Here is a 6,826-nt window from a genome sequence, read left to right as displayed (position 1 = left end):
CCCAGCTATTTTTACTCGCGTAAGCCTCAGCTCTGGCCAGAATTGCACAATTTGTTACAATCAGAGGCACGAAGATACCTAAAATCAAATATAAGTCATAAAAATATGACTGCATCAGCAGTTCTACAATGGTGACGAATGATGCAATTAGTAGTACAAAAATAGGAATGCGAACTTCTTTTCGAATTTGATTACGAAAGATTGAGACTGTTGTATTTGAAGCGACCAAGACAAACGTAGTAGCTAAACCTAAACCGATTGCATTGACAATATTATTAGTAACAGCCAACAAAGGGCATAAACCAAGCAATGCAACAAGCGCTTGATTATTGGTCCATAAGCCGTTTCTGATAATTTTTAGATAATCTTCCATTAGGATTGATTATATCAATCTCTATCTAATATTGTGAAGCGTCTAAGAAAATACCAATTTTTCATTAACATGATCAACTTTAATCACAGATCCAGGAATGAATTCCCCTGCTAGAATTTTCTGAGAAAGAGGATTTTCTAACAATTGTTGAATCGTACGCTTAAGCGGTCTTGCGCCAAATATAGGATCATACCCTTGGTCAACAATTATACTCATTGCTTCATTGCTTAATTCAAGTTTAAGATTGAGGTCAGCCAATCGAGATGATAAGATTCCAATTTGTATTTTGGCGATACCCTTAATTTGATCTTTTCCAAGAGGGTTAAAGGTAACAATTTCATCAATACGATTAACAAATTCAGGTCTGAAGTGTTCACCAACAAGCTGAGTTAATTGATTTGACACATCTTTACCTGGATTTTCTTGGATAAGATGAGATCCTAGGTTTGATGTCATAATAATAACTGTATTTTTGAAATCAACCGTACGACCCTGGCCATCAGTCAACCTTCCGTCGTCAAGCACTTGCAGAAGAATGTTAAATACATCTGGGTGGGCCTTTTCAACTTCATCCAGTAAGATAATTGAATAAGGCTTGCGACGCACAGCCTCTGTTAGTACGCCACCTTGCTCATAGCCAACATAACCTGGAGGAGCGCCAATTAATCTTGAAACTGAATGCTTTTCCATAAATTCACTCATATCGACACGAACAATGGCTTGCTCGGTATCAAATAAAAAGTCTGCCAAAGCTTTAGTAAGTTCGGTTTTACCGACACCTGTTGGACCCATAAACATAAACGAGCCATCAGGACGATTTGGATCAGACAAGCCGGCGCGTGAGCGACGTACTGCATTAGATATAACTTCTACGGCCTGGTCTTGACCTACTAAGCGCTTCTGAATAATGGATTCCATTTGTAAGAGTTTATCTTTTTCACCTTCCATCATTTTATCTACTGGAATTCCAGTCCAGCGAGCGACAATTTCAGCAATCTCAGACTCTGTAACTTTATTGCGTAGTAGGGTCATTTCCTGTGTGTCAGCAGACTCTACTTGATGAATTTTGGCCTCTAATTCTGGAATTCTTCCGTATTGAAGTTCACTCATTTTTGCAAGATTGTTATTACGAGACGCGGCTTCTAGTTCGGCTTTTGCTCGTTCTAATTCTTCTTTTAAATGATGGGCGCCTTGTACCTGAGATTTTTCTTTCTTCCAGATTTCTTCCAAATCAGCATTCTCTTTTTCTAGATTTTCTATCACTGATACCAATTCTTTAAGGCGCTCTTTAGAAGCCTTGTCTTTTTCTTTTTTAAGCGCCATGCGTTCAATTTTTAATTGAACAAGTTTGCGATCAAGCTTATCCATGGATTCTGGTTTTGAGTCGATCTCCATACGAATTTGAGATGCCGCTTCATCAATAAGGTCAATCGCTTTATCTGGTAGTTGGCGATCAGTGATATAGCGCATTGAATAGGTAACCGCCGCAATAATTGCCGGATCGGTTACTTCTACACCATGGTGTACTTCATATTTTTCTTTTAAACCACGTAAGATGGCAACAGTGTCTTCTTCAGTAGGCTCGTCAACTAACACTTTTTGGAACCGACGTTCCATGGCAGAGTCTTTTTCAATATACTGTCTATATTCATCTAATGTTGTTGCTCCCATACAGTGTAGATCGCCTCGTGCCAATGCAGGCTTGAGCATGTTTCCAGCATCCATAGATCCTTCACCTTTGCCTGCACCCATCATTGTGTGCAATTCATCAATAAATAATATTACTTGGCCGTTTTCTGCTTCAAGTTCTTTCAGTACAGCTTTCATTCTTTCTTCAAATTCGCCTTTGTATTTTGCGCCCGCAACTAACGCTGCCATATCTAAAGAGAGTAGGCGTTTACCTTTAATGCCCTCTGGCACTTCATTGTTAATAATGCGTTGTGCTAAACCCTCTGCAATGGCGGTTTTACCAACACCTGGCTCACCAATAAGCACTGGGTTGTTTTTGGTACGACGTTGCAATACTTGAATCGCACGACGAATCTCTCCGTCACGACCAATCACTGGATCAAGCTTACCCTGGGTTGCAAGTTCTGTTATATCTTGGGTGTATTTGTTTAACGCATCTCGTTGTGTTTCTGCATTTTGTTCGTTCACGTTTTGTCCTCCTCTAAGAGTTTCAATGGCTTGCGTTAATGATTGCTCGTTAACACCAGCTTCTTTTAATAGTTGTGTCGTTGAATCATTACCTTGAATGATTGCTAGCAAAAATAGCTCTGTAGACAGGTAACTATCACCTTTTTCTGTGGCTATTTTTTCAGCTGAAGTTAATAAACGCAATAGATTTTGGGAAATTCCAATATCACTATTGGCGTTATTCACAACTGGTAAATTGTTAATATTCAAATCGACTTTATCAGTTAGGGATGTCGTCTTAATATTGATAGCTTTTAGTATATTGCTAACACTTGAGTTGTTATTGCTAAGCATAGCGCTAAGCACATGAAGACCTTCAATTGCACTGTGATTGTTCTTAATTGCAATCGTTTGTGCAGTTCCTAGATCTTGTTGAAATTGAGAAGTTAATTTTTCAATATTCATTGATTTTATTCATTGTTTTTGTTTAAGTTACCATCTATCTATGGGATGATATTGCTATATTCAAGTACAAAAATAAAATATTATGTTAAATTTAGTATTATTTGAGCCAGAAATTCCAAACAATACCGGTAGTTTGATTCGCCTATCAGCTAATATGGGATGCAGTCTACATTTAATCAAACCATTTGGTTTTGAAATTACTGATAAGCGTCTAAAGAGGGCAGGACTTGATTACAAAGAGCTTGCTAACGTCACTGAGTATGAAAATTTACAAGACTATATAGCTAGAGCTAAACCGGAAAGGATTTTTGCAGTAGAGACAGGCTCTAATAAAAAATACACTGATGAAGTGTACCAATCAGGAGATTCGTTTTTGTTTGGTCCTGAAACTAAAGGCCTACCAGAGGATGTGGCTAATCAATTCAATAGAGTTTCTTTGCCAATGCAAGACGGCTCTCGCAGTCTAAATCTCGCTAATTGTGTTTCGATTGTTGCCTATGAAGCCTGGAGGCAGATTGGATTTGTGGGCAGTAAGAATATGTAAAATGTATATAAAGTCAATTTTTATTAATGTATTTGTACACTCTTAGAAGGGTTGAGTAATTACTTGAGGCTTGTCAATTGATTAGCATTGGTAAAATCTTTAATATTAAGCGCTTTTTTCCCTGCTAACTGAACCGCATCCAAACTCAACACTCCATTGCCAGTAGCAATAGTGCATTCCCCTTTAGTGCAGCTAATAACCTCCCCAGGGTTTTTATTAGTATTCGTTTCAATAACAGTTGCAGATAAAATACGCAATACTTTAGAATCAAATTTATCACTACTAGCATTGGTTTGTGCAATAGGGTAGGGGTTAAAAGCCCTAATTTGTTGGTTAATTTCTATTGCTGATTTGTTCCAATCAATCCAAGCCTCTTCCTTGTTTAGTTTTTTGGCATAAGTAATACCAGCTGCATTTTGAATAGAAGGTAATAGTTGGTCAATATTATTAAGTGCTTCAACGATCCCTTGAGAGCCTAGATTGGCCAACTTGTCGTGTAATGATTGTGCAGTATCAGAGTCCAAAATGTCACAAGTCTTTTCGAGCAAAATATCACCTGTGTCAAGACCTTCGTTCATTTGCATGATGCCAATACCAGTTTGTTTGTCACCAGCAATAATAGCCCGCTGAATAGGGGCTGCACCACGCCAGCGTGGTAAGAGTGATGCGTGTATGTTAAGACAGCCGTGTTTAGGGGTTTCTAGTATAACTTTAGGCAAGAGTTGTCCGTAGGCTACCACCACCATGACATCTGCATTAAGATCGGCCAAGACTTGTTGTTCAGTTTCATCTTTTAAGCTCTCAGGTTGAAAGATGGGAAGATCGTGTTCTAATGCTTTGTCTTTGACCGGGCAAGCAGTGAGTACGCGACCACGTCCTTTAGGGCGATCTGGCTGGCAATAGACACCAACAATTTCATGACCAGCGCCTGATAATGCTTCAAGCACGCCAACAGAAAATTCAGGCGTACCTGCAAAAATCACTCTCATTATTTAAGATTCTTTCTAGCAGTTTTGATTGCTTGTTTAACTTGATTGGGCGAGGTTGCACCTAAATGATCACGTGCACACAAAGAGCCCTCTAGTGATAGAATATCAAAAACATCGTTCTCAATACGATCATCAAAGGCTTGAAGCTCTGCTAAGCTAAGTTCTGCCAAGTCTTTTTGGTGCTCAATACCATAAGAAACCGATTTGCCAACTACCTCATGTGCATCTCTAAAAGGCAAGCCTTTATTCACTAAATAATCTGCTAAATCCGTTGCTGTGGTATAGCCTTTTTTGGTTGAATTGTACATGGTGTCACGTTGCGCTTCGATGGTAGGCACCATATCGGCAAACACACGCAAACAAGCTTTAAGTGTATCTACTGTATCAAACAATGGTTCTTTATCCTCTTGGTTGTCTTTATTATAAGCCAAAGGCTGAGATTTCATAATAGTCAACATAGAAGTTAGATTGCCATAGACTCGCCCGGTTTTTCCACGAACTAGCTCAGGTACATCTGGATTTTTCTTTTGTGGCATAATGGAAGAACCTGTACAGAAGCTATCTGGTAGTTCTATAAAGTTGAATTGTGCACTTGACCATAAAATTAACTCTTCAGAAAAACGTGATAAGTGCATCATAATCATGCTGGCAGCTGATAAGAATTCAATGGCAAAATCTCGGTCGCTCACCCCATCTAAAGAATTTAAGCAAATGCGCTCAAAGCCTAATAGTTCCGCAGTACGTTCTCGGTTAATTGGGTAAGTAGTACCCGCTAAGGCTGCAGATCCTAATGGCATAGAATTCATACGCTTTCTGGCGTCAACTAAGCGTTCAGCATCGCGGGTTAACATTTCAAAATAAGCCATCATATGATGGCCAAAGCTTACTGGTTGCGCCGCCTGAAGATGAGTAAAGCCAGGTAAAATAGTACTTGCCTCTTGTTCTGCTAAATCCAATAAAGCGGATTGTAATCGATTGATTTCAGTCAGGATATCGTCAACTTGGTCACGTAAATAAAGACGTATATCGGTAGCAACTTGATCATTGCGAGAACGACCTGTATGAAGTTTTTTTCCAGCATTGCCAATTAATTGAGTTAAGCGTGATTCGACGTTCATATGTACATCTTCTAGGGCCACAGACCATTCAAATTCACCCGCATCAATCTCCATCAGGATTTGATCCAAACCCGTTAGAATTTGATTTTTTTCATCTTCTGTTAATAGGCCGACTTCTTGCAACATAGTAGCATGTGCCTTAGAGCCAGCAATATCATAAGGTGCTAAAATTTTGTCAAAAAAGACAGAAGCGCCAAAGATTTTGACGAATTCGTCTGTCGGTTCACTAAAACGGCCACCCCAAGATTGGTTGGTTTGTTCACTCATAATTTTGCCTTCATTTTGTTTGTTAATTTAATGGTTGCAGATTCAATCAACCCGTCTAAATCTGTCCAGTAATAGTCTTCATTGGCGACGCCAATTACTTTTTCAAGCGGAACACCGTATTGATCAACTAGCAGAACTGTTGGAAAAAAGTTTATTGCATTTTGAAAAGAAAACTCATTCTGAGAGACTTCTGTATTGTAGAAATTGCGAATTTCATCAAAGCTACCAGCATTAATATGACGAATGATGATCTTATTTTGATATTCTTCCATCTCAGCCATCGGCCCGATTACTTCTTCTTTGATTATTTTGCAATATCCACAGCCAGGGATGGAAAACATTATTAAAATAGGCGTTTGTTTTTTCCAAACTTTTTGTGAATCAAGAAAGAAGTTTTTTGCAGGCGGCAAAGTAAGCTCTTGCGCTAAGGCAAAATTCGACAAAAAAACAGCAATTAATAGATAAAATCTAAACATTGGCACTATTTTAATACAAACTACTTGAAACATGAATAAAACCCTAAAAATTGCAACTCGAAAATCTCCGTTAGCACTTTGGCAAGCAGAGCATGTCAAGTCTAGATTGGAGGCGCTACATCCTGGATTGACTATTGAACTAGTTAAAATGACTACCAAGGGCGATCAAATCTTAAATTCACCATTATCTAAAATTGGTGGAAAAGGTCTCTTTATTAAAGAGCTAGAGATTGGAATGATGGAGGGTGAAGCTGATATTGCAGTGCATTCTATGAAAGATGTGCCGTATAAGATTCCTCAAGGGTTTGAATTAGGCGCTATTTTAGAGCGTGAAAATCCATTTGATGCATTTGTTTCTAATGATTTTGACAGTATTGACGCTCTACCCCAAGGTGCCAAGGTCGGAACTTGCTCTATGCGACGTATTGTACAACTCAAGGCTATGCGCCCTGATTTAG

General features: G+C 38.8%; 7 protein-coding genes. 2 read left to right on the top strand and 5 right to left on the bottom strand.

Translation table 11 applies throughout. The annotated features are described in order from the left end of the window. Positions 1–373: electron transport complex subunit RsxE (rsxE, locus tag P8M52_RS03400; protein WP_300307336.1), on the bottom strand; the 373-nt coding region annotated here is incomplete at its 3' end. A 42-nt stretch (positions 374–415) separates the two neighbouring features. Continuing rightward, complete coding sequence (clpB, locus tag P8M52_RS03395; protein WP_300307333.1) at positions 416–2,974, bottom strand: ATP-dependent chaperone ClpB; 2,559 nt, start codon at positions 2,972–2,974, stop codon at positions 416–418. 82 nt (positions 2,975–3,056) lie between these two features. On the opposite strand from clpB, the gene P8M52_RS03390 reads away from it, so the two are divergent. Next, on the top strand, positions 3,057–3,518 hold the full coding sequence (locus P8M52_RS03390; protein WP_300307330.1) for a tRNA (cytidine(34)-2'-O)-methyltransferase: 462 nt from the start codon (positions 3,057–3,059) through the stop codon (positions 3,516–3,518). Between the two features lie 59 nt (positions 3,519–3,577). On the opposite strand, the gene fmt is transcribed toward P8M52_RS03390, so the two are convergent. The 3 genes from fmt to P8M52_RS03375 are packed head-to-tail and all read right to left on the bottom strand — an operon-like array spanning position 3,578 to position 6,368. Next, positions 3,578–4,507, bottom strand: coding sequence for a methionyl-tRNA formyltransferase (fmt, locus tag P8M52_RS03385; RefSeq protein WP_300307327.1), 930 nt, complete (start codon positions 4,505–4,507; stop codon positions 3,578–3,580). After that, the gene (gene argH / locus P8M52_RS03380) at positions 4,507–5,892 is read right to left on the bottom strand and encodes an argininosuccinate lyase (RefSeq protein WP_300307324.1); all 1,386 of its coding nucleotides are present in this window, start codon (positions 5,890–5,892) and stop codon (positions 4,507–4,509) included. Before argH ends, fmt begins: the two co-directional genes overlap by 1 nt. Next, a complete protein-coding gene (locus tag P8M52_RS03375) occupies positions 5,889–6,368 on the bottom strand; it encodes a thioredoxin fold domain-containing protein (protein WP_300307321.1) in 480 nt (159 codons plus the stop codon). The genes argH and P8M52_RS03375 overlap by 4 nt, the downstream gene beginning before the upstream one ends. Before the next feature lie 31 nt (positions 6,369–6,399). Between P8M52_RS03375 and hemC the strand changes: the two genes are divergently transcribed. Then, positions 6,400–6,826 (top strand): hydroxymethylbilane synthase (gene hemC, locus P8M52_RS03370; RefSeq protein ID WP_300307318.1); only part of this gene is annotated, 427 nt, incomplete at its 3' end.

The sequence above is a fragment of the Candidatus Thioglobus sp. genome (genome assembly GCF_029243085.1).
Taxonomy (GTDB): Bacteria; Pseudomonadota; Gammaproteobacteria; order PS1; family Pseudothioglobaceae; genus Thioglobus_A.
The sequence above is the reverse complement of the archived record's forward strand: the minus strand, read 5'-3'. Positions and strand labels throughout refer to the sequence as shown.